The sequence below is a fragment of the Verrucomicrobiia bacterium genome (assembly GCA_035629335.1).
In the GTDB taxonomy this organism is placed as follows: domain Bacteria; phylum Patescibacteriota; class Saccharimonadia; order Saccharimonadales; family Saccharimonadaceae; genus DASUUR01.
Window position 1 is genome coordinate 24,100 of record DASPIB010000007.1, and the last position, 22,052, is coordinate 46,151.

21 protein-coding genes are annotated in these 22,052 nt (G+C 49.5%); 5 read left to right on the forward strand and 16 right to left on the reverse strand.

The genetic code is table 11. The features are described 5' to 3' along the window. Nucleotide 1 precedes the first annotated feature (1 nt). The 5 genes from VD907_05925 to VD907_05945 form a co-directional block, all read right to left on the reverse strand. Nucleotides 2-1,096: a glycosyltransferase family 1 protein gene (locus tag VD907_05925; protein HYG84382.1), complete on the reverse strand. Its 1,095-nt coding sequence runs from the start codon at nt 1,094-1,096 to the stop codon at nt 2-4. Beyond that, nucleotides 1,093-2,115, reverse strand: coding sequence for a glycosyltransferase family 2 protein (locus VD907_05930; protein HYG84383.1), 1,023 nt, complete (start codon nt 2,113-2,115; stop codon nt 1,093-1,095). The genes VD907_05925 and VD907_05930 overlap by 4 nt, the downstream gene beginning before the upstream one ends. Nucleotides 2,116-2,206: 91 nt before the next feature. Continuing rightward, nucleotides 2,207-4,573, reverse strand: coding sequence for a hypothetical protein (locus tag VD907_05935; protein HYG84384.1), 2,367 nt, complete (start codon nt 4,571-4,573; stop codon nt 2,207-2,209). Further along, complete coding sequence (locus VD907_05940; GenBank protein ID HYG84385.1) at nt 4,570-5,148, reverse strand: hypothetical protein; 579 nt, start codon at nt 5,146-5,148, stop codon at nt 4,570-4,572. The genes VD907_05935 and VD907_05940 overlap by 4 nt, the downstream gene beginning before the upstream one ends. 71 nt (nt 5,149-5,219) lie before the next feature. Further along, nucleotides 5,220-6,122 carry a lysylphosphatidylglycerol synthase domain-containing protein gene (locus VD907_05945; protein HYG84386.1) on the reverse strand — a complete coding sequence of 301 codons (903 nt, stop codon included), beginning with the start codon at nt 6,120-6,122 and terminating at the stop codon, nt 5,220-5,222. 47 nt (nt 6,123-6,169) lie between these two features. Here VD907_05945 and VD907_05950 point away from each other — a divergent pair, with 47 nt between their 5' ends. Together VD907_05950 and VD907_05955 are read left to right on the forward strand one after the other, a co-directional pair. Then, complete coding sequence (locus VD907_05950; GenBank protein ID HYG84387.1) at nt 6,170-7,675, forward strand: glycosyltransferase family 39 protein; 1,506 nt, start codon at nt 6,170-6,172, stop codon at nt 7,673-7,675. Beyond that, entirely contained in the window at nt 7,672-9,165 is a 1,494-nt protein-coding gene (locus VD907_05955) for a hypothetical protein (GenBank protein HYG84388.1), read from the forward strand. Before VD907_05950 ends, VD907_05955 begins: the two co-directional genes overlap by 4 nt. Here the strand turns inward: VD907_05955 and VD907_05960 are convergent. Next, a complete protein-coding gene (locus VD907_05960) occupies nt 9,134-10,627 on the reverse strand; it encodes a hypothetical protein (protein ID HYG84389.1) in 1,494 nt (497 codons plus the stop codon). The two genes, VD907_05955 and VD907_05960, sit on opposite strands and share 32 nt — an antisense overlap. A gap of 4 nt (nt 10,628-10,631) precedes the next feature. Further along, nucleotides 10,632-11,573, reverse strand: a complete 942-nt coding sequence (locus VD907_05965; GenBank protein ID HYG84390.1) for a glycosyltransferase family 2 protein — start codon at nt 11,571-11,573, stop codon at nt 10,632-10,634. Nucleotides 11,574-11,760: 187 nt separating this feature from the next. Here VD907_05965 and VD907_05970 point away from each other — a divergent pair, with 187 nt between their 5' ends. Beyond that, nucleotides 11,761-12,078: a hypothetical protein gene (locus VD907_05970; protein ID HYG84391.1), complete on the forward strand. Its 318-nt coding sequence runs from the start codon at nt 11,761-11,763 to the stop codon at nt 12,076-12,078. 132 nt (nt 12,079-12,210) lie between these two features. Here VD907_05970 and VD907_05975 read toward each other — a convergent pair whose 3' ends face one another. Genes VD907_05975 through rfbB form a run of 5 tightly spaced genes read right to left on the reverse strand, consistent with a single transcriptional unit; the run spans nt 12,211 to nt 16,917 of the window. Next, nucleotides 12,211-13,575, reverse strand: coding sequence for a UDP-glucose/GDP-mannose dehydrogenase family protein (locus tag VD907_05975; GenBank protein HYG84392.1), 1,365 nt, complete (start codon nt 13,573-13,575; stop codon nt 12,211-12,213). A gap of 11 nt (nt 13,576-13,586) precedes the next feature. After that, on the reverse strand, nt 13,587-14,453 hold the full coding sequence (gene rfbA / locus VD907_05980) for a glucose-1-phosphate thymidylyltransferase RfbA (GenBank protein ID HYG84393.1): 867 nt from the start codon (nt 14,451-14,453) through the stop codon (nt 13,587-13,589). A gap of 3 nt (nt 14,454-14,456) precedes the next feature. Further along, nucleotides 14,457-15,314: an NAD(P)-dependent oxidoreductase gene (locus VD907_05985; protein HYG84394.1), complete on the reverse strand. Its 858-nt coding sequence runs from the start codon at nt 15,312-15,314 to the stop codon at nt 14,457-14,459. Between the two features lie 2 nt (nt 15,315-15,316). Next, the gene (gene rfbC, locus VD907_05990; protein HYG84395.1) at nt 15,317-15,919 is read right to left on the reverse strand and encodes a dTDP-4-dehydrorhamnose 3,5-epimerase; all 603 of its coding nucleotides are present in this window, start codon (nt 15,917-15,919) and stop codon (nt 15,317-15,319) included. A 2-nt stretch (nt 15,920-15,921) separates the two neighbouring features. Further along, on the reverse strand, nt 15,922-16,917 hold the full coding sequence (rfbB, locus tag VD907_05995) for a dTDP-glucose 4,6-dehydratase (protein ID HYG84396.1): 996 nt from the start codon (nt 16,915-16,917) through the stop codon (nt 15,922-15,924). Nucleotides 16,918-17,097: 180 nt separating this feature from the next. Here rfbB and VD907_06000 point away from each other — a divergent pair, with 180 nt between their 5' ends. After that, complete coding sequence (locus VD907_06000) at nt 17,098-17,490, forward strand: hypothetical protein (protein HYG84397.1); 393 nt, start codon at nt 17,098-17,100, stop codon at nt 17,488-17,490. A gap of 102 nt (nt 17,491-17,592) precedes the next feature. Here VD907_06000 and VD907_06005 read toward each other — a convergent pair whose 3' ends face one another. Then, a complete protein-coding gene (locus tag VD907_06005; GenBank protein HYG84398.1) occupies nt 17,593-18,222 on the reverse strand; it encodes a hypothetical protein in 630 nt (209 codons plus the stop codon). 108 nt (nt 18,223-18,330) lie between these two features. Between VD907_06005 and VD907_06010 the strand changes: the two genes are divergently transcribed. Further along, the gene (locus tag VD907_06010) at nt 18,331-20,091 is read left to right on the forward strand and encodes an ABC transporter ATP-binding protein (protein ID HYG84399.1); all 1,761 of its coding nucleotides are present in this window, start codon (nt 18,331-18,333) and stop codon (nt 20,089-20,091) included. 183 nt (nt 20,092-20,274) lie between these two features. On the opposite strand, the gene VD907_06015 is transcribed toward VD907_06010, so the two are convergent. The 3 genes from VD907_06015 to VD907_06025 all read right to left on the reverse strand — a co-directional run bounded on the left by VD907_06015 (nt 20,275) and on the right by VD907_06025 (nt 21,675). After that, nucleotides 20,275-20,682, reverse strand: coding sequence for a hypothetical protein (locus VD907_06015; GenBank protein ID HYG84400.1), 408 nt, complete (start codon nt 20,680-20,682; stop codon nt 20,275-20,277). 204 nt (nt 20,683-20,886) lie between these two features. After that, on the reverse strand, nt 20,887-21,279 hold the full coding sequence (locus tag VD907_06020; GenBank protein ID HYG84401.1) for a hypothetical protein: 393 nt from the start codon (nt 21,277-21,279) through the stop codon (nt 20,887-20,889). 66 nt (nt 21,280-21,345) lie between these two features. Then, nucleotides 21,346-21,675, reverse strand: coding sequence for a hypothetical protein (locus VD907_06025; GenBank protein HYG84402.1), 330 nt, complete (start codon nt 21,673-21,675; stop codon nt 21,346-21,348). Nucleotides 21,676-22,052: the final 377 nt, after the last annotated feature.

Sequence of the window (22,052 nt, forward strand, 5' to 3'; positions counted from 1 at the left end):
CTTATTTATCGGTGAGGGCGCGCAGATAGACCTGATGCGTCTCTTGGGCCATCTTGTGCCAGGAATATTTCTGTACCTGCTGTTTTCCGGCGGCAATTAGTGCCTGGCGCAGTTCGGGCTGATCGATAATTTCGGCAATTTTTTGGGCCATATCATGGCTGCTGTGCGGGTTAAAGTAGTGCGCGGCTGAGCCATAGACTTCGGGTAAGCAGGTGGCGTTACTGCTGGCCACCGGCGCGCCAAAAGCCATAGCTTCGAGCCCAGGCAGGCCAAAGCCTTCCATAAACGAGGGGAAAACATAGGTGGTGCAATGGCCATATAACCAAGCAAGCTCCTCATTACTGACAAAGCCGGTAAAATGCACGCCCTGAAAGTTATGCTGTTCGACCCAAGCCTTGTTGCGGCGGGCAGCTTCGTTTAGTGCCCCCACAATTACCAGGCCGAGCTCTGGCTTTTGTGTCCGCAGCACCTGGTGCGCCTGAATTAACCCGCGAACGTTTTTATAGTCGCTTTGCTGGCCAACATACAGTAAAAATTGCTTGAAGGGGAGATCAATGGCAGTTTTTTTGGTGGTGGCGATGTCGCTGGCTTCATAGGTGACGGTAATTTTGCTGGCTGGAATTTTGGCGAAGCTTTGGTAGTCCTGCTTGGTGTACTGTGTTGGCACCAGAATGTGCCTTGAGGTGCGGCCTATCACAAAAAATACCACCCGCCCCACCAGTTGTTTTAGGTGGAACACCAGCCAGTTTTTATCTGAATTATATGTCCGGAGCAAAATTAAGTCGTGCACCGTGGTGACATGGCGCCGAAAGTAAAACAGCGGTTGCTGCGGCATGCAAAAATGGATTAGATCGGCCTTGAGCTGGTAGAGGAGCTTGGCAAAACCGATTTGTTCGCCCAAGCTATAGTTTTTGAAGTTAGCAATTTGTACTTCAAAATTTGGCGCTTTTGGCTGCCAATAGTCTTTATCTTTTTCGGGTACCAAAATAATGTAGTGATTTTCAGTGTCGATAGCTTGTAAGTGTTCGACCAAGCGTTCAACGTAGCGGCCGGTGGTAGAGTTTATGATCCGGGCGTCGATGACAATTCGTTTCACGCTCTACCTCGCAGTTTCCACCATTTAGCGCGCAGCGCCAGTAGCTTCTTTTGGTCGGGCGGTAAGTCGTGAAGCAGTAGTGAATCGATATAGTCAAGGCTAACAGTGCGGGAGGCTTGAATCTGGCGCCGCTCGCGGAGTTTTTTAGGAAGTAAAGTCAGGAATTTACCAATTCCCTTAAGGGCAGCTAGGCCTTTACCACGCTTGATGGCACTGGCAAAAAAAGCGGCGTAAGCCAGTAAAAACCGCGGCCAAATGGTGCGGCCGAGACCTTTGGGGATGTTCCTCACAGCCACAATCGGGAAGTTCTTAAAAGCCTGATAAACCGTAAAATCTTTTAATTTAGCGCTAGTGGTGCCCTGCTCGTGGTAGACTATGGCCTCAGGCACATAGGCAACTTTCCAGCCAGCTAGCTGAGCGCGGAAGCTGATATCGATATCTTCGTAGTAGGCAAAAATATCTTCATCAAACAGGCCAATCTTTTCTAGCATGGCAATCCGGTAGATGCTGGCGCCGCCTGAAGCGCCAAAAATCTCGGTTGAGTGATCGTATTTGGTGCTGGTTGGCTCGTCGCGGCCGCGCGGGTACGGTAAGCCCCAAATCGAATACTGATCGCCAGTGCTATCAAAAGTTTTGCCGTCGGCGTGGAGTAGTTTGCAGGCCGCCATGCCGTAAGCCGGGTGGTCATCTAGAAAGGCTACTAAATGCTTCAGCCAGTCTTTATCGGCGACGGCGTCGTTATTAAATAGGGCAGCATAAGTGGCTTTATGTTTAATGGCGTAAGCGAGCCCGGCGTTCACGCCACCGGTAAAGCCATAGTTTTTATCGTTATAGATAGCTTTAATTCGCTTATCTTTTTGTGCGAATTCCTTAATAATTTGCGGCGAATCGTCGCTGGAGGCGTTATCTACAATTACCAAAGTAAAGTCGGTCAAGCTTTGACTCAAGATTGATTCAATGGCACTCGGCAGCTCAGCAGCACCGTTCCAGCTGGGGATAACAACGACGACTCTATTCATACAGTTACGTCTATCTTATACCTAATTGCTGCAGATGAGAAGCCGGGGTCTTTTGTGTAGCTTATGATACGTCAGCGAACAAGTTACATGACTAGCGTACCGGCGTACCGGTTGGGATAGGCTGTACAAAATCAGCGGATACGTCTAAGATTCGCGCTATTTTATCGTCCCCGTAGTGTTTACGTAAGGCAGCCCATGATTCTACGTGGCGCTTTTTGCCGTGTTCGATAACGTAGACCTTTTTATCGCCGTGACTACGGACGAATTGGTCTAGCTGACCGGCGATCGCAAGTTTTGTGAGCGTGCTATCGGCTATGGCAGTGAGGTGAGTGGTTGCAACGGCGTAACGCTCGGGCAGAAGCATTGGCGCGCTCACACTGTAGCGTTTTCCGTTTTGGATAAACCACACTGCGCCAGAGGTATCTTTTAGCCAATAGGCGAGCGGTGAGCTGGTAGGGTAGGCGTTGGCCGCTTCGGGTGTGACGCTGCGGACATCGCCCATGGTTTTACCAAAGTTTTTTAGTTGAGCTACAGAGGTGACATGGTGTTTTTTGCCATTGTTTATCAGGTATACCTCTGGGGCACGGTTGCTGCGTATGAGACTCCCTTCAGCAAGCAACGGTTGCTCGCTGACAGTATAGAGCTTAGTTACTTCGGTCGTTAAATTAATGGCATCACCAGTCCTAAAACCGTAACTGGCGAGATCGGCTTGTGAATAAACGTGCCGGAAAGCACCATCGACGTAGAGGTAAATCTTACTGCTTTTGTTAATTCGGATAGGTTTATTGGTTGGTACTACATTAGTGAAAGCTGCCAGGAAGACGTCGTCAGATAGCTTATAGTTGCTACCGGCGACACCAAGCTTAGTGACGTCGGCAGGGGAAAGATGGATTTTGTATTTTCCTGAGAGCAGATAGTATTTACCGGCGGCGTCGCGAACGTAGTTATCGATGGGCGCGGTCGCAGCTGCGGGCAGTTGATCGACGATTTTAGCTGGCGCCGCGTAGTCAACTGGCTTCTCGGCTTCGTGAATAATTTTTGGCGCAATTGCCTGGCGTCCGGTACCATTCCACCAGTGGTAGGCTGCTGTATCTGTTGCAGCAACCAGCGTACTAGCGGTTAAAATGGGTGCACCGGTCGAGAGGGCGGTAGCAAAACGGCTCGAGAGCGTGACTGAAGCCCGCGAGACGTAAGCCGGGGAGCCAAGGGTTTCAAAGGCCTGACGCGACGAGATATGACGCTTCTTGCCGTCCTGGACAAAGAATACCTCCGGTCGATCGTGCTGGCGAAGCACATTCTGCATTTCTGATCGGGCGGCATACCAACTGGCAAGCTCTTTTGGTAAACTTGCTTCTTGGCCCATCCGGAAGCCGTACTGAGCATACTGAGCAGCCGAACTAAACTTATGCTTGCCCGATTGGCTAATGGCATAAATCTCATCGCCTTCAAACCGAGCTATGTCTGGCAGGGCGCCTTTTGGAGTGAGTCCGGCAAAAGCTTGAGGAGAAATGCTTTTAATGCGGCCAAACAGGCTGCCGTAGCCGTAATCTTTTAGTTGGTTATTGTTGACCAAGTAATAATAGGTGTTACTCGCACCGGTGATATAGATGCCGCCGCGGCCAGCCACCGTAAAGAACGGTGTATCGGAGCCGGTAGTGGCACCAAACCAATCTTTGAAATACAAGTAGAAATTGCGATTACCGTAGGCACCACAGCTATCACCCTGGCCATAGCCAGCGGCGAGGGCAGAGCGGTTTGGCTGATAGGGCGTGTAATTATACAGTGCAGCCGTCGCTCGGTTTTCAATGTTTACCATGCTACTGCCACAGGCGGCATTAGGATTGTAGTAGATGCGATTGCTACCGACAGTGTAACGAACATACCAATTTGGGTCGTCATTCATAATGGCACGGAACATTTTAGCCGCCCAGCGTACTTGGTTAGAAAAACCATAGTACTCGCGGTCGCAAGGGGCGGTATCAGGGCAGCCGTAGCCAGTGGCGCTGCGGTATTGCACTTTCCAGGGCCAGCTATCGGTAATGAGGCCTTGTTCTTTTTGTAGCAGCACAATTAAGACTTGCGGGTTTATTTGGTACTGCACTGCTACCTCTTTAATAATCTGGGCGGCGCTTTTGGTGCTTTCTCTGTAATCTTTCAAGCAAATGAATGGCGGCGGGTTGCCGCGCGAACGACCATATTGTGCCCTTGTGCCGCCACCGTATTCGGAGGGTTGGGTGCCATTGGTGTCGCAGTGCGGTACTTTACTGTTGAGAAAATGCTGAATTTGTGCGGCCGACATGCTGTTTGCATTAGTAAATGTAGAATCATCAATAATCCGGCCGGCCTTGAAGCCAGCGGTTGAGCCAGCGGCTGATGCTGAAGACTGCGTCAGTAGTGACGCAGCAGCTAAGAATAATATACCGAATAAAACAAGCCTTATTGAGGCTAATCGTTTCATTGCACGCTCACCTCCTGGGTGGTTTCACCTTTAAAATTTTTGCTTTCGTAACTGATGGTTAGTTTCCAGGCGCCTTTTTCGAGATTGGCAACAGGGATGTTAAAGCCTTTGCACATAGAGTAGCTAGGCATGGTCTGGGTGTCAACGGTCTCGGTAAAGGCTGTGGTGCTGACGCGCGTAAGGGTGGCGGTACATTTACTATCGGCATCGATGGTGTTGATCGAGGCACGAATGCGCAAGGTGGTGCCGGTTTGATTCACCGAATCGATAGTAACTTGGGCTTGGCGTTTGCTGGTACCAGGTTCGCTGTTATCGGGGGGAGTAGGTGAAGGCTTTTGCGGCTCTTTGTCGGTAGCAGTTTGTTCGCCGGCATCAATTTGGTCGTCGGTCGGCGGGCTGGTGTTAATATCGTTTTGGGCCGGCTCGGTTGATTCAGTGGCGGTGCTCGAAGGTGAGCTGAAAGGGCCAATTTTTTGCATGGCCGCATACGCGGTACCTGCGCCAGCTAGAACAATTAGTAGTGCAAGAAGAATGATGGTTTTTTTGTGTGATTTTGGTTTTTTGAGGCTTTTCATGACGGACCTATTTTATTGCTTATGTTAATTATAGACCTTTCTTGAAAAGTGCACAACAAGCAGCGGTACGATTATTCGTTATTTTTCGATCGAAGTTGCAATTTGTCTTTGGCATGGAGCGAAGTAGCAATAAGAAACAGAAGGCCCAAGAAAATAAAGTAAAACGCCCGATCGATGACGCTAGCAGCAATGACGGTCTGGCTGTCGATGCCGTGAAGTTGCTGTGAAAACAGCAAGAACGATTCTCGAATACCAATTGAACCTGGCGTGAGAGCAGCAAACAGGGCGAAATTAGCCGCCCCGGTGTAGGTGAAAGCCTGTTGCAGTGAAATGGAGCTATCGATTGAGCGGAGTTCGATAAAGTAAATAATCGCCACCACTGTGACCTGTAATAGCGTCACTACGGCCAGCTGTAAGAATAATTTTGGTGAGCCAGAAGGAGCTTTTTTACCGGTCCGCTTGCGCCAGATAATAAATAAAAAGGCCAGCCCAACTAATCCGGCTACGGCAAAGACAATCGCCATCGGTTCGAGCACGCCAAGCAACAAAAAAATAGCGCTAAAAATCGCAAAAAACAGGTAGTAGTAGACGGTTGCGAGGCCATAATCGCGTAGTTTGATACCGAGTTTCTTTTTTAGATAGATTGCCCGAAAACCCGGGCCGCTCTGTAAAGGACCAAAAAAGTTTACAATCGTGGAGTAAATAGTCAGCAGAAAGCCTTCTTTTCGGCCAATAACCGCCTTACACATCTGTACATTAACGTGCAAAATGCTGGCGGTGGCAAACAAAAACACAAAATAGAGTGCCAGTATGCCGGCGGCCTCAGGAAGTCTGACCGAAGTAAGATGCTGAAACAGCTCAGGATGGGTGACGGCATAAAAACTGAAAGCTGCTAATGATAGCACTAAAATGGCAATGCCGGCGGTAGTTCGAACCTTTTTTGAACGTATAAGAGCGGTTATTTTTTCGCGCATGGAGGTGCCTTTATAATTAAACGACTTGCTATACTGAATAAAGATATATGAATAGTGTAGCATCTTTCTGGCGGCTCTGGACGGCGCGGGTACCGGGTATCATAGCGCACCGTTATTTTTTTTATGGAGTGGTGCTCGTTTTTTGTATCAGCGCAGTTTGGTTGGCGGTATCGGTGACGTATCCAATGATCTTCGACGAAGAATATCACTTGGGAATTATTGATATATACTCGCGGCAGTTATCGCCGTTTATAGCCGTTCAGCCACCCGAAGCGGCGGTTTACGGGGATATTACCCGCTATAATTCGTACCTGTATCATTATTTAGCTAGTTTTCCCTACCGATTGGCAAAGCTTTTTACTTCTGATATTCAGACATTGACGATTCTGCTCCGTCTTTTAAGTGTTGCCACGGTAGTTGCGGCACTATTTATGTATCGCTGGGTGTTGCTGCTTGCAAAGCTGCCTCGAGCGGTGGTGCATTTTACTCTATTATTATTTGTCGCAACGCCACTGGTGCCTTTTGTTTCGGCGCATGTGAGTTACGATCCGGTTACGCTGCTACTTGTTCCGGCGATGGCCTACTGCCTGCTAAGAGCCATCCAAAAAGAAGACTGGGCGGGATGGCTATTGGGGCTGGTGTCGCTTGGTATGCTGGCTACTTTGGTGAAGTTTACGATGTTGCCGATCTTTGCGGTCTTTTTACTGATTGCTGGGGTGGTATTGGTACGCCAGCATAAAACAAAGATTTTTACAGATTTTATAGATAGTTTTAAGAAGTTACGCTTCGGGGTAAAAGGGGTGCTTATTGTGCTGCTGGTTATAAGTTTTGGCTTATTTGCCGAACGGTACGGTGGCAACTTGTTGCGCTACCACTCACTCACACCAGATTGTAGCCAGGTGCAAAGTCGCGAAACTTGCTTGCAGTACAGTCCGTGGGCCCGAAATGACACATTGCTGGCTCAGCAGAAAATAGAGCCAAAAGCGGTGAACAACCCACTGCTCTACACTGTTGTTAACTGGTTGCCGCAGATTATTAATGATCTTTTCATTACCGCGGCCTATCCGCCTACGGGCGCATTAGCGCTGCACCAGGGCACGCCGCAGAATCTCCATGCGGCAGCCGGCCACCCGGTCCTGCGGTGTATTGGCTGGAGTATATTGCTTGGCGGAGCGGTGTTGGTGTGGCTTTTTCGGCGACAATTAAAGTACCATCTACCACTCCTATTTATACTTGCCGGTGGGGCGATTTATACCATTGCGCTGTGGTGGCGTAATTATAGCGAATATAGCCTTTTTGCGGTACCGGTGGCTATTCAGGGACGGTATTTTATTCCACTGCTGCCGTTTCTGCTGGCACTGATTGTGCTGGCAGCCAGTAGGGTCCTGAAGCGACGTAGTATAAAGGCAGTTATTGCAACAGGGCTGATTGTCGCGGGCGTATTCGGGTCGGGCGCGTTAACCTATATTTTTTATAGCGAAACCGACTGGCACTGGCCGGCAATGCGCCAAGCTAACGAATTTCTTCAAACAGTGGTACACTATATGAAATGATCGCTTCTAAGCCTCCGTTTACCAAACGCTGTATCGCACTACTCGGCAGCTGGCAGTTCTTTGCGGCCGTTGTCGGCCTTTTTTGGTTGCAGGCAATATGGGTCGCCATCACCGCCAGCTACCCGCTTATCTTTGACGAACCTTACCACGTGGGAATTATCGAGATATACGCGCAGCAGTGGGGGCCGCTTATTACGGCCCAAAGCCCTGAGTCAGCGGTGTTCGGGGATATTACTCGGTACGGATCGTATCTGTATCATTACCTCATGAGTTTTCCTTATCGCGTAGCGAAACTGCTGACCGGCGACAGTTTACTGGCGATTGTTACCGTGCGGGTGATCTCGACAGCCTTTGTTGCCGCCAGTTTGTTATTTTACCGTAAAACGCTTCTGGCGCTGGGCCTTAGTCGAGCCACGACGAATGTAGCCATCCTATTGTTCTCGCTTATTCCTCTGGTGAGCTATATCGCCGGCCATGTCAGTTATGACACGCTGCAAATACTCGGTTCGGCGGTGTTCGCGTATTATCTGGTGCGGTTCATAAAAGGTATGGGCAACAGCTTTGTTAACGGCGGCGCTTTAGTGACTACCGGTTTGCTCACCAGCCTGGTAAAGTTTTCGTTTCTGCCAATTTTCTTTATTGGGGTACTCGGGGCATTAGTTTGGACACTATACAAACGCAGAAAAATTATAACTTCAATCGGCGAAGGTTACCGGGCGCTTTCTGTAGTGAAGCGCATTTTGCTGATTGTGCCGCTTGTTATTGGGATAGGGTTATTTTTCGAGCGGTTTGGCGTGAACGCGCTGGTATATAAGAGCTTAGAAGCGCCGTGCGAAAAAGTGCGGAGCGTTGGAGAATGCCAGCAATATGTGCCTTGGGCCAGGAACTACGAGCTTCGAAAGAAGCAATTGACGAGCCCGTCGCCGATTGTCAACCGAATTGAATACACCAAAGACTATTGGCTGCCCGAAATGGTCAATAGCCTATTGATTGCCGGCCTCGACCAAGATCCGCGATCAAATAGGTACGGAATATCGCCCGGGCTGCCGGTATTACGGATTGCACTGTGGGCATTTCTGTTTATTAGCCTGGCGGCGCTTTTACTGGTTGGCTGGCGCGTATTCAATACCCCAGCGAGCTTCCTGATATTAATTATTGTAATTGGTTATCTTCTAGTGCTTTGGATCAGGAATTATCAAGAATACGTGCAGCTAGCCTTTCCGGTTGCAGTGCAAGGCCGCTATAGTTTGCCAGTGCTGCTATTCATCGTAGCTTTTAGCCTGCAGGCTATCGCTATAATTTTACGGGCGCAATGGTTAAAAGTAAGCTTGCTGGTTGCTGGCCTGCTGGTTGGCTCACAGGGTGGTGGTATAGTAACATATCTTATTCTGCAGCGAGACGAAACTCATTTGCCAAAGTCACCGCTTATTCCGGTAGATGCACATATAAAAACACTGCTTAAAAAAGTCGTGAAGGAACGCTTAAAATAGACCGTTTTTGCTGGAACTGGGCCTTGCGGATTCTATAAAAACTCAGAAATACCCAAACGACACTCAGGCAGATAACGGCAAGACCACCCACAATCAACAGCTCACGCAGCGAGCGTGGCATCGTAAAATCGAATGAACCGTTGGTGTAGACGGCGAGCTTACCGGTTTCGGCTTTAAAAATTGAATACAGCACCGTCCAGAGGCCACCAAAGAAGACTACCAGATAGAGTATTTTGCCTGGCCAGCGAAGATAATGGGCGCCAAGGGCAGGAAGAAAGACAGTTGCTAACAGTGCAGGCAAGAGATAGCGATAATTGTTAGCGCCACCATTCATGATGTGTTGCGCTAGTAGCAGCACGATACCGATTGAGTGAAGGACAATTAGGCCAATCAGCAGTAAGAAGCGTTTTTCGTGGTGCGTTCGATGCCGCCGCGACCAAAGGATAGTACCGATTATGCCAGCTGCAAACAGTACGAAACAGCTAAGAATAATAATCTGGCTACTACTAAATCCAGCGAAGTACTGCTGAATAAAATCAGGCCTGCTGAGCACGTTTCCAAAAGTGAAATACTGCCGATTAAGATGCTCTATTGCCCACTCGGTTTGACTACCAACAAATGAGCCGCTGTAGGTATAATTTCGAACATAGTACCAGCCAGCGATAACCAAGCTAAGTCCGGCCGTAAGGGTAGCGGCGCCAATGCCTTTTAAAAGGCTGGCTTTTATAGAGGTACCTAATTGTTGGCGGTGGAGTGGGTAGGCAATGACCAGTGTCAAACAGGCGACCATAACGTTAACGAGCATCGTTGCTCGCGTGAAAAGCCCAAGCGCAGCTAGCAGCGCTAATAAGCCTACCCGCCGCCTGGTTGGCCCTTCGAGCAGTATGTAGCCAGCCAAGCCAACGGTCACAACCGAAAGCAGCGTTGCGAGTGGGTCATTATAAATAGCTGAGCTGGTGCCGATATGCATGCTGACCACGCTCCCGAGCAGTGTTGCGCCAAGAATGACCCGAGGTGACTGGCGCCAACGGGCTAAAATCGGCGGAATGGCGAGTAGCGCCAAAAGCCCAATGATAAGTGATAGCATTCTTCCAACGAACACCATTACGCCTGGCGATCCAAAGCTATCTGCTAGCGCAACAAAGGGCGCCAAGATCATATAATACAAAGGTGGATGCTGGGAGACCCACTGCACCGGTGGGGTATAGGCGCCCGGTACTTTAAAGTGCGCTCCATCAAAAAACCGCGGCAGTTGAAGCTGCGAAACATCTACCACGTAATCGAGGTGCAGGGCTTCATCGCCCGTTGCTAGCGGCGGAATCAGTAAGGCGTGCAAAAACGCTGCCGCACTGAACAATACAGCGACGGCAACAATACCAGATATGAGTTTGCGTCGAACTAAATCGGGAATATTTGGCAAGTACCATTGACTGACCCGTTGCCAGAACGATGCCCTTGCCACGGTGCTACTTATCGAACCGGATGTGTTTTAGATGCTCGAGAGTCTCTTCGGTTAGAATTCGGTTGGTGCGGATAATATCCGCCACAATGCCTAGCACAAACGATAAAAAGGAAGCGATCAGTAGAGTGGTACCGACAATTAACGACTGCACGTGGCTACCATCACTGCCGTTGACGATCAGGTAAAAGTAGCGCACGAACGGAATTAACCCGAGGGCAAGCAGCGTCACGCCAAGGGTCGTAAATATGACGTGCGGCTTGTACATTAGGTAGGCTCGCACAATAGCGGCACCAGACTTCATGACGTGTTGGCGCATCGATTTAAACAGCCGCGATTCGCGAGTTTTCGCATTGGTGGTAATTGGGATGCTGGTAATGGCCATCCGCTTGTTGCCGGCCTGAATGATAGTTTCCATGCAGTAACTAAACTGGGTAATAATATTCATCCGCATAAGCGAACCGCGTGAGTAGGCCCTGAAACCACTGGCGGCATCAGGGATATTTGTGCCGGCGGCTTTATTGACGATGTAGCTGCCAAAACGCTGCAAGGCTTTTTTGAGCGGTGAAAAGTGGGCAATAGTGCTGGTTTGGCGGTCGCCAATGACGATATCAGCTTTGCCTTCCAGGATCGGCTTGACTAAATCAGGGATGCGATCTTGCGGGTACTGGTTGTCGCCATCGGTGTTAACGACAATATCAGCGCCCTGCGCCAGGGCATACGACACGCCATCGTGAAATGAACGAGCGAGACCCATATTTCGGGCGTGTCGCACAATATGATGTACGCCTAGCTTTTTCGCAACTTCAACTGTTTTATCAGTAGAGCCGTCATCGACAACCAGGTATTCTAATACATCAACGCCATCAATTTTCTTTGGCATCTTTTCAAACACAAGCGGTAGGGTTGCCTCTTCGTTAAGGCAAGGGATTTGGATGATAACTTTCATAGTTACCTTAATTATATAGTAAAAGCTAAGCCGCGCAAAATACGTTAATTGAGGCTAATTGGACTATATCCAGGATTGTGACAGCTGGCGCCATAAGAAGTTTAGCGCTTGTCACAGTTTGACTTGTACGTTTATAGGGGAAAAGGTAGAATAGATAGGTTGTCCCTCCAGAGATAGGAGCAATTTCATGGGCAAGTCGAAGCCAGTAACGCATGCACGAGTTCTCGCTGCTGTTAAGGCTGCTGCGCCTGAAATGGATGAGGGCTGGATTTCAAAAGCCACCCAGAACGTGTTGGGTGACCTCACCCCAGGCGAGGGAACGGCTATTGGTGATTCTCACCGACTGAAGAGGGTAACTCTTACGGTCAAGAATGTAAGTGCAAAGGACATTGAGTCGGGAAGCTTTTGGCTTGATGGCAAGGGTATGACGCTCCCTGGCGTTTCGCTGACGGACGAAGATCTCGCGGCAGCGGTTCAGCGTCGGGTTGAGACGAACCAAAAGTAGGCAACCCCAAAAAGGCCTTGGCGATTTTTGCCAAGGCCTTCTTTATAGCACAACTCTTGGCTTATCAAGATCCTAAACCATTGAAGAATATGCGAAGCGACGGAAGGATATTTTTAGTCTCTGCATTTCTGACTATGAGCGACCAACTCCAATGTACGCCATGCCGGCTGCCTTGAAGTCTTCAGAAACAAAACGGTTCATGCAGTCTACAAAAACCGCACCAGGCGCGAATTGGCTATAGTCGACAGCCGAAAGCTGGGTGAAGTGCTTCCAGTCGGTAGCTACTAGAATGGCGTCAGCTTTTTCGGCAGTGGTGACGGTGGAATTATGCAGAGTGATGGAGCTGTCTAGTTCGGGTTTGGCTTCTTTGTTGGCTTCAGGGTCGTAAGCATGTACCGCAGCTTTTTCTTTGGCCAGGATGTTAGCGAGGGCGATGGCCGACGAACGCCGCGTGTCGCTCGTACCAGCTTTGAAGGATAAGCCAAGCACGGCGATTTTTTTGCCTGCTAAGTTGTTGCCGAGCTGTTGCTTTAGTTTTTCTGCTATATAGCCAGGCATCGAATCGTTTAAGTGGCTGGCAGCTTGCATGATTTCCATATCCACGCCAAACTCGCGGGCGCTGTTAATTAAGCCGCTGACGTCTTTCGGAAAACAACCGCCCCCGTAGCCGCGGCCAGCGTTCAAGAATGCCCGGCCGATTCGCGGGTCGGCACCGACGGCGTTCATGACTTCGGTAATATCGGCACCAGCGGCGTCGGCCAGCTTAGCGATCGAATTGGCGAACGAAATTTTAAGGGCGAGGAAGGCGTTGGCGCTGACTTTTACTAATTCGGCGCTGTTGCGGGTGGTGGTAATGTATTGGCCTTCAGGGCTGTCTTTTGGCCCCGAAATACCGGCTAGCTCGGCAATGCTGTCACGGTGTTGGGCAATGGTGCGGTAAATAGCCATGACTTTTTCAAGGGCTTCTGCATCACTGCCGCCAAGGACGATGCGGTCGAACCAGAGCGTATCGTACACAGCTGTGCTTTCGCGCAGAAATTCTGGGTTTGAAACATAGCGAATGGTTTTGCCGCTTTTGGCCATGGCGACTTCAACTTTTTCGCCGGTGCCCACCGGAACGGTGCTTTTTTGTACGAATACACTACCAGGCTTTAGGTATTGGCTGGCTTCTTCGGCGGCGGCAAAAACGTAGCTGAGGTTACTGCTGCCATCGGGGTTGTCGGGGGTGCCAACGCACGAAAACACCACATCGCTTTTCGCGACTGATTCGGCATACGATTCAGTCGGGATAATCTTGTTTTTTGCCACGCCATCAGCGATCAGCGGGTCTAAGCCTTCTTCGTAAAAGAAAGCTTTGCCCTGGCGAATACTCTCCAGCCGCTCAGGAATAACGTCGACTAAATAAACCGTGTAGCCAGCGGCAGCCATAATCGCGGCGCTCGAAATACCAACGTAGCCAGTACCAAGAATAGTAATAGTTGAAAGGTCGGGGGTCATAAGCGGTGCTCCTAGTTATGCTTTAAGAGGTCGAGTAGGTAAGTACCGTAGCCGCTTTTTTTCAGAGGATCGGCCAGGGTGTGCAGTTGTTCGTCTGAAATAAAGCCTTCGCGCCAGGCAATCTCTTCAATGCAGCCGATTTTTTGGCCGGTGCGCTTTTCGACGACATCCACAAAGTTGCTGGCGTCGAGCATGGCGTCAAAAGTGCCGGTGTCGAGCCAGGCGGTGCCACGATCGAGCAGCGACACTTTCAGCTTGCCTATGCGGCGGTAGGCATCAAGAACTTCGGTGATTTCAACTTCGCCACGGGCACTTGGCTTGACGTTCTTGGCAATTTCAACGACATTGTTATCGGTGAAATACAGGCCAGAGTTAGCGTAATGCGATTTTGGTTTTTCAGGTTTTTCTTCGATCGAAAGCACGTTCATCTGGTCGTCGAATTCGTAAACACCATAGCGCTGCGGATCTTTTACGGGCGCGGCAAAACCAACTGCACCGTCAACATCGGCGTATTGTTTTAGTTTTTCGCCCATATTAGCCCCGTAAAACAGGTTATCGCCGAGGATCATGGCGACTTTATCGCTACCGATAAAATCTGCGCCCACAATGTAGGCATCGGCCAGGCCGCGTGGCTTTTCCTGGACTTTGTAGGTGAAATTACAGCCAATTTGTTCGCCGCTGCCGAGTAGTTCTTCGAAACGCGGGAGGTCTTTAGGGGTAGAGATAATCAAGATGTCGCGAATTCCGGCGCTCATTAAGGTGGAGAGCGGGTAGTAGATCATCGGTTTATCATAGACCGGCACCAGCTGTTTGATTGTTGCTTTCGTAATTGGGTACAGCCGCGTACCCGACCCACCGGCTAAGATTATCCCTTTCATAGGCTACTCCTTTGGTTGTGATTCAATGTAACGAGTAAGATCGTCGCGCCAATCGCGCAGCACGACGCCAACAGATTGTATTTTAGTCAGATCAAGCGCACTTTGCAACGGCCGCGCTGCCATACCGGGTTTATCTTTGAAATAAGCTTCGGTGGAGGTATCAGTCACGGTTAGATCGTTTCGGCCCATAATTGTGAAAATAGTGCGAGTGATCTCGGCCCAGCTGGCGGGCTCACCGCTGTTGGTGACGTTATAGATGCCGTAAGGGGCCTTTACTGCAAGGAGTTTCTCAATTGCCTCAACTAAGGTTGGGGTAAAAGTCAGGCGGCCAACCTGGTCGCTTACGACGGTGGGCGAAATATTCTTTTCGGCCAGGCCAATCATGGTGCGAACAAAGTTTTTGCCTTCGCCAATGAGCCAGGTGGTCCGCAGAATATAGTGTTTTGGTGCGACGCCAGCAATAATATCGCCAGCAGCTTTGCTTTGGCCGTAAATACCGAGTGGTGAAACTGGTTCGTTCTCTGTATGGGGTGTTTTAGTGCCGTCAAACACGTATTCGGTAGAAACGTGCACCAGTGTGATATCGTGCTGTGCTGCAATGCGCGTTAAATACCCCACGGCCTGGGCGTTAATCTGCCAAGCTGCTACCCGGCCTTCGGGAGTTTCAGCGCCATCAACGTTGGTAAAAGCCGAGGCGTTTAAAATGACGTCAACATCTTCCCAGTTAAAGGCTTCAAGAGCGGTTTTATCGGTGATATCTAAGGTGTCGCGGTCGGTTTTTTGGGCGTTTGGGAAGCGCTCTGAAAGAGCTTTGCCAAGCTGCCCATACGCCCCAATAATTAAGAAACGGCTGTCATCCATAGCTATACCTCCAGTGTGGCGCGCACCTCAGCAAGTGTTGGGTGGGCTTTATCTTTAGCTGAAATTAAATCGTCGGTGATGGGAATAGGCCAGTCAATCGCGAGTTCTGAATCGCGCAAATTAACAAACATGTATTCAGCGTCGGGCGACCAGTGGGCGTTGACCAAATAAGCGTAAACTAAGTCATCGGTGAGGGCCTGGAACGAGTTGCCACAGCCATTTGGCACGAAGATAGCCGTGTTTGGGGTGAGGTGAAAAGCTTCAAGGTTACCGAAAGTATCGCCGGGACGCAGATCAACAATGGCGGCAAAGGCCTCGCCGTGTACCACCGAAATATATTTGTCCCACGGCTCGGCATGAATACCGCGGGTGACGCCGGCTTGTTTGTTATAAGAGATATTGTTTTGGATAACGGTAAAATTATCAAAAGCTTGGCGGTTTTCAGTTGCAATGGTATCGAGCGCGGCCTGTAGTTTTTGTCGCTGATAGTTCTCTTTAAACCAGCCGCGGTTATCGCCGCGCACATCGAGCTGGAATTCAAACAGGCCAGGAATGCTGGTGGCGCGAGCGGTCACTTCTTGAGATACTGGCTGCCAGGTTTCCATATCTACTGCCCCTGCGCCTTATAGGCGGCTTCAACGGCTTCTTTTTCTGATTTCCACCAGTCTTCGTGCTGACGGTACCAGTCGATTGTTGCTTGTAGACCCTCACGGAGGTTGGTGTACTTCGGTTGCCAGCCGAGTTCGGTGCGTAGTTTGGTTGAATCAATAGCGTAGCGCTGATCGTGACCGGGGCGGTCGTTGACGTGATCGTAGGCATCTTTTGGCTGGCCCATGAGTTCGAGAATGGTTTCCACTACGTATTTATTGTTCTCTTCACCATCGGCGCCAATCAGGTAGAGTTCGCCAATTTTGCCTTTTTCGAGAATGGTGTGCACGGCGGCATTGTGGTCGTCAACGTGAATCCAATCGCGGACTTGCTCGCCGGTGCCGTAAAGCTTAGGCCGGATGCCCGAAAGCACGTTGGTAATTTGGCGTGGGATAAACTTTTCGATGTGTTGGTAGGGGCCGTAGTTGTTGGAACAGTTACTTAAAGTAGCTTTAATGCCAAACGACCGAACCCAGGCTTTTACGAGTAAGTCCGAGCCAGCTTTGGTGCTGGAATAGGGGCTTGAGGGGTTGTGCTGGGTTTTTTCGGTGAATTTTGACGGGTCATTTAGTTCAAGATCACCGTAGACTTCATCGGTAGAGATGTGATGCAGGCGCTTATTGTGCTTACGAACTGCTTCAAGGATGGTAGCGGTCCCAATTAGGTTAGTTTCAACGAATGGCCAGGGGTCGCGCAGTGAATTATCGTTGTGCGATTCGGCGGCAAAGTGCACCACCACATCAGTTTCACCCACCAGTTTATCCATCAGCTCGCGGTCGCAGATGTCGCCCTGTACAAAAGTAATTTTATCCTGTACTGGCGCTAGGTTTTCAAGGTGTCCGGCATAGGTGAGTTTATCGATAACGGTCACAGTGTATTCGGGGTGGTTAGTAACGGTGTAGTGCACAAAGTTCGCCCCAATGAACCCCGCGCCACCAGTGATAAGCATATTCATATATGTTTATTGTAGCGCATAATGACCTTTAGGTTTTGGCAATAATGCTGTTTTTATTACTGGGTGCTCTTTTTGCGGGAGCAGCAAAAATGTGGATAAGTTGCATAAAAATATAAAATAGTGTATAAGCAGAGAGTTATATTGTCTTCGACACGCGAGGATGCCATGAGGAAAATGTGTTTGTGGCTGGATACAGTTTCAACTGCGGCGGTTAATTTCACTCCGAACCAAATGCGAATGTCCAATGTCACGCCTTCGGCTGCCGAGATCATTAATAGACTTGCTGCTGACGAGCCTGGTTTTCGTCATTTCTACATCTGGTTTCGACCAGCGAACGGTAAATCCTTTGCCGACGCTGAGGCACAACTTGCGTACCAGCTGGAGAAGCACGGGCTTGTTAGCAAGGTTGTTGTTTCTGGAGATCGATCAGTAGCGGTGGCACGATCTACTGAGCAAGCTGGACGCGATGCTTTTGTCGATGCCGTACGGGGACATTTCGCAAAAGAGCGATACATCACCGACTACAGTGACGATGGTGGTATTGACCAGTTCCTCGGTACATACCGGCGGTAGCAACAAACGCCCCAGCTCTTCATTGAGCCGGGGCGTCTATCTTTAATAATCTGAAGTAAAATATGCTGTAAAGAAGCGCACTCCGAGGAGTGCGCGAGGCATTTAACGACTCTTAGGAAAGTGCGCATCAATTATACTGACTACCATCAATAGCTTAGAGCGCAGATCGGCGATGTCTTGATGGGGAATACTTTCGACGCCCTCCAGGCCGGCAGCTTCAAGGGCTCGTTGGAATCTCAGATACTGTTGACGCCTTCGCTCGAACATTTCGTCGTAGGCTATCTTGAAATCCGCAGCCGATTTACGAGCATTTGTGAGCAAAGTTTTAGCTCGCTGCACGTAGCTGGCATTGTCACAAAATGCTTCTAGCGCTGGTTGCGGAGTAAGCTCAAGTTCAGTCCCCTTGCCATGTTGGCTTTGATGCAGGCCACGATTTCGGCTTAGAGTCACCATTTTCGTGACATCAACTGCTTCGCACCACGCAGGTTGGCACGGGTAATCGTAGTCATCGCGCGGCAACTTGCCGATGGGGATGCCATGATAGGCTGCAATTACTCGTAGGGTCGGACCATATTCGTTGCGGTAAAAATAGGTTTCACCCGCCAAATGCAGTATGGCGACGGCTGTTACGGTACGTTGCCAGGGCGAATATGTTGCCATGGCTTTTTCAAGCGATTGTTTACCACTCATGACTGCTTCAATTGCTTTGAGCTCCGGAGCTCCGATAGTCATATCTGTTCCCCTGTCGCGGCTTGGCTCTTTTTTACTATATAATATATTACTTTTTTGTCAGTATCGGAACGAGCGATCTTGGAAGTAAATAATGGTACAATACTTCATATGTCACGCGAAACCCTGAAATTATTCTGGCGGATAACGTGGCGCTATAAGTGGCTATTAATTTGGTCAGAAATCGGCGCGACGATTTTTATTTTAGCCGACGCAATTGCCGGGCCGCTATTGGTGAGCTTGGTGGTTGATAAACTAACAAGCACCGATATTTCAAAGCTGACTATCCACGACTTCACACCGTTACTATTTGCCTTTGCGGCTATTCGGATCATTTACTTTTTAGCTGGGCGTTTGATGATGCAAACCTACATTCGCCTTGAACCCAAAGGTGTGCGCGACCTTGAAGTCCTAAGCTTCAAGAAATTACAAGAACATAGCCTGGCGTTTTTTGCCGACAACTTTGGCGGCGCCTTGGTCGCAAAAGTTAACCGGTTAACGGCGGCTTACCAACGCACCCTCGAAACCATGCTAGGTGACTTTGGTATGTTGGCTCGGCAATACATAGCGATTCTTATCATTCTGTTTTTTGTGAACTGGCAAATCGCCATCATTTTTTCTATCTGGACGGTGTTGTTTTGTGCCTCTTTGGTGTGGCTACACCGCAAGAAGATGCGCTATTCTCGCCAGGCATCGGCATCGCAATCTGAGGTCACCGCCCGGCTGGCGGATAGCATCAGTAACACCTTGACGGTGCGCTCGTTCGCTCGTTCAAAAGAAGAAACCAGTCATTTTATCAAGCTGAGCCAGCGCCGTCACGATCTGCGCCTTACATCCACCCGCATGAGTGAACGGATCCGGATGTATAAATCGGCGGTGATTATTCTTCTAAATATGGCAGTGCTGTATCTGTCGGTGCAGTTTGCGTTATCCGGAGCGATCAGCATTGGCGAAGTGGTGCTCATTCAGCTCTATCTGTCGCAGTTGATCTCGCAGCTGTGGGGCTTCGGCCGTTTCATGGATCGGCTAGAAGAAGCCCTGGCTGATGCCTCCGAAATGACCGGTATAATAATGCAGCCGCATGAAGTCCGCGATCCAGAACAGCCTGAAACGAGCCGCATTCATAAAGGTGAAGTCGGCTTTAATAGCGTGCAATTTCGCTACGACGACGCACCGAAGAAAAAGATATTACTTAAAGATTTTAACCTGACAATTCCGGCTGGGCAGAAGGTAGGATTGGTGGGGCCAAGTGGCAGTGGCAAAACAACTCTCACGAAGTTGCTATTACGCTTCATGGATATCCAAAAAGGTACCATTACTATAGACGGACAGGATATTAGCGCGATTACTCAAGAAGATCTACGGAGAAATATTGCCTATGTGCCTCAAGAGCCGCTACTATTTCACCGGTCGATATTTGAAAATATTGCCTACGGTAAGCCCGAAGCTAGCCGAGACGAAGTAATCAAGGCGGCGAAGCTGGCTTCGGCCGATGATTTTATACGAGAGTTATCTCAAGGCTACGACACAATGGTCGGCGAGCGCGGCGTTAAGCTTTCTGGCGGGCAGCGACAACGAATTGCGCTAGCTCGGGCGATTTTAAAGGACGCGCCAATTATTATCTTAGATGAAGCCACCAGTTCACTTGATTCAACTTCAGAAAAGCTGATCACCAAGGCGCTCGACACATTAATGGTTGGCCGAACGACGATTGTGGTAGCGCACCGCTTATCCACCATCCGCAAGATGGATCGAATACTGGTACTAAAAGACGGCAATGTAGTTGAAGACGGTTCACACCAGGAACTAGTGAAGCGAAAAGGGTTGTATGCTGAATTATGGGCGCATCAGTCGGATAATTTTATCGAATAGTTATGTCGCATCGTCTAATTCCGGCAGACATGGTCTCCGTGTCAGCCAACAGTGCCTCCGGCGCTACCGAAAAAACTACATTAAGGAGCGGCGTTGGGGTGGCGTATGAAGTCAATTCTCTAGATAGGGTAAGTTAAATGTTGACAGGGTGCCGCAATTGAGTTGCAGCACCCTGTTGTAGAGTTAATCCAGTTGGGGTACGATATGGCCTGGCAGGACTGGGTGGTATGGACTGTGGATACACCAGCAGGTATTTTCGTCATCTTCTGGGATCCTAAACCACAAAGTGTTATCAGGAGAAGCGAGCACTATTGTTGCAGCTTGAGGCATAAGTTGCATCGCATCAACCATTGCACTGCTGGCGCCGGCATCGTATTCCTCTTGAGCCTCCACCTCGCTTACAAGGTGAGTGGTATCAAGAACAATGTGCGGCGGCGCATCGGCAGCATAGGTCAACTGCACAGTATCGATAACATAGGTACCGACATTGGCAGTAACACGGCCCTTAAAGACTTCTAGCTCAGACAGATAAAGGTCTGCGAGCTCAAAACCACGCTGTTTGATGAGAGCGGAAAGTGTCAATTTTGACATAGGCAGCACTCCCTTCTGGTCAATAGGTGCATCGGTAGTCCAGACTTTGCCCGATGGCGAAACTATATCATATCTGTGCGGCGCCATCAAGCTGTGTCCCTTGTGAGGTCAGGAAAAGACATTAACATGGCAGACCAGGAAGTAAATAGCATAGCTCAAGTTAAGCCCCTCTCCTACGTAAAAGTAAGAGAGGGGGTAAAAGCACTAGCGCTGAACCGGCACCGTAAAAGTGCAGACTTCGTCAAAAACCATTTTCTTACCCTGCAGGACTTCTTTTAGGGTGCGAGGGCGTTCAACGCGAACAGCCATTGTAAGCGGTTTCCGGCACACGTCAGGGGCACGTCGCTGCAATACAGAGATAGCCATGCCTCGAGCTGCTTCATACCCATCCATACCAGCTGTAACGAGAGGCTTGCCTCGTTTGTAGATTGTCACGGAGTAGGCGGCTACTTTTTCGCAAAGATAATCAAACGCAAGCCACGGATCATCGTGCGCAAGCGCTGCAAGGGTTTTACGATGCCGCTTCAGCAGCTCCGCCTTCATGCTTGCAAAGGGCGACCGTTCGATTTCAATATAGAAGACATTGTGGTCGGTCATGTTTGCTGCACTCCAGAGGGGATGTTTTTGGGGTGTGGACAGTCTTCAAGATGAGGAGAACAAACACTAGATATCTAGCATATTAAGCATCCCCTCAACCACTGTGTCGATTGCTTTTGTTGATACAGGCCCTGCAATCGCTCCTGCAAACTGCACTACTACTGGTCCATCTAGCGTGAAAAGCAACTTTTCACGAAGGAGAAGAACGCGCCTGGGTGGCGCTGTGCCATCATTCTCAAGAATGCTTGCAGCGTGTGTAAGATTCTGTTCGAAAATTCCCTGCATTTGAGAGAAATCGTCGAGATACGCGGCAATCGCTGTATCGAAGAGAACCACGCAAAGCTCAAGCAGTCCAACATCGGATTGATGACGAAAGGCAAGCTGTTCTCGCCGCACATCTGCTCCAGTAATATCCGTGGAATACCGCCTGTTGTATTCTACGATAAAAAGAAGCGATTTTGCGAATATAGAAATTGGTCGAGGGCTAGGTATGTAAAAGAAGGCATAACAGATCAACTGTTGACCTCGACGGTCTTCCCGATATAATTAAAGGGCAAAAATTCCCTCGACCTGGAGAAACAATGTCGAACGACAGCACTGCAGTAATTGCAAATCGGAAGTATGATCCAGTGTCCCATAGCACAGTTTGTTTTGCACAAGATACCCAGAAGTGGCTAGAGATTAATTCCCTCGCTATGCCAGGGAGTTGTGAAATTTTCGTGACGCAAGTTGGAGAGCTAAAGAACGGAAGATTTACATTCAGTTGTCGTGAC

What these genes read in the sequence shown, in the direction of transcription:
- VD907_05930 (HYG84383.1), bottom strand. Translation starts at nt 2,115, where the DNA reads ATGAATAGAGTCGTCGTTGTTATCCCCAGCTGGAACGGTGCTGCTGAG.
- VD907_05935 (HYG84384.1), bottom strand. Translation starts at nt 4,573, where the DNA reads ATGAAACGATTAGCCTCAATAAGGCTTGTTTTATTCGGTATATTATTC.
- VD907_05940 (HYG84385.1), bottom strand. Translation starts at nt 5,148, where the DNA reads ATGAAAAGCCTCAAAAAACCAAAATCACACAAAAAAACCATCATTCTT.
- VD907_05945 (HYG84386.1), bottom strand. Translation starts at nt 6,122, where the DNA reads ATGCGCGAAAAAATAACCGCTCTTATACGTTCAAAAAAGGTTCGAACT.
- VD907_05950 (HYG84387.1), top strand. Translation starts at nt 6,170, where the DNA reads ATGAATAGTGTAGCATCTTTCTGGCGGCTCTGGACGGCGCGGGTACCG.
- VD907_05955 (HYG84388.1), top strand. Translation starts at nt 7,672, where the DNA reads ATGATCGCTTCTAAGCCTCCGTTTACCAAACGCTGTATCGCACTACTC.
- VD907_05965 (HYG84390.1), bottom strand. Translation starts at nt 11,573, where the DNA reads ATGAAAGTTATCATCCAAATCCCTTGCCTTAACGAAGAGGCAACCCTA.
- VD907_05970 (HYG84391.1), top strand. Translation starts at nt 11,761, where the DNA reads ATGGGCAAGTCGAAGCCAGTAACGCATGCACGAGTTCTCGCTGCTGTT.
- VD907_05975 (HYG84392.1), bottom strand. Translation starts at nt 13,575, where the DNA reads ATGACCCCCGACCTTTCAACTATTACTATTCTTGGTACTGGCTACGTT.
- rfbA (HYG84393.1), bottom strand. Translation starts at nt 14,453, where the DNA reads ATGAAAGGGATAATCTTAGCCGGTGGGTCGGGTACGCGGCTGTACCCA.
- VD907_05985 (HYG84394.1), bottom strand. Translation starts at nt 15,314, where the DNA reads ATGGATGACAGCCGTTTCTTAATTATTGGGGCGTATGGGCAGCTTGGC.
- rfbC (HYG84395.1), bottom strand. Translation starts at nt 15,919, where the DNA reads ATGGAAACCTGGCAGCCAGTATCTCAAGAAGTGACCGCTCGCGCCACC.
- rfbB (HYG84396.1), bottom strand. Translation starts at nt 16,917, where the DNA reads ATGAATATGCTTATCACTGGTGGCGCGGGGTTCATTGGGGCGAACTTT.
- VD907_06005 (HYG84398.1), bottom strand. Translation starts at nt 18,222, where the DNA reads ATGACTATCGGAGCTCCGGAGCTCAAAGCAATTGAAGCAGTCATGAGT.
- VD907_06010 (HYG84399.1), top strand. Translation starts at nt 18,331, where the DNA reads ATGTCACGCGAAACCCTGAAATTATTCTGGCGGATAACGTGGCGCTAT.
- VD907_06015 (HYG84400.1), bottom strand. Translation starts at nt 20,682, where the DNA reads ATGTCAAAATTGACACTTTCCGCTCTCATCAAACAGCGTGGTTTTGAG.
- VD907_06020 (HYG84401.1), bottom strand. Translation starts at nt 21,279, where the DNA reads ATGACCGACCACAATGTCTTCTATATTGAAATCGAACGGTCGCCCTTT.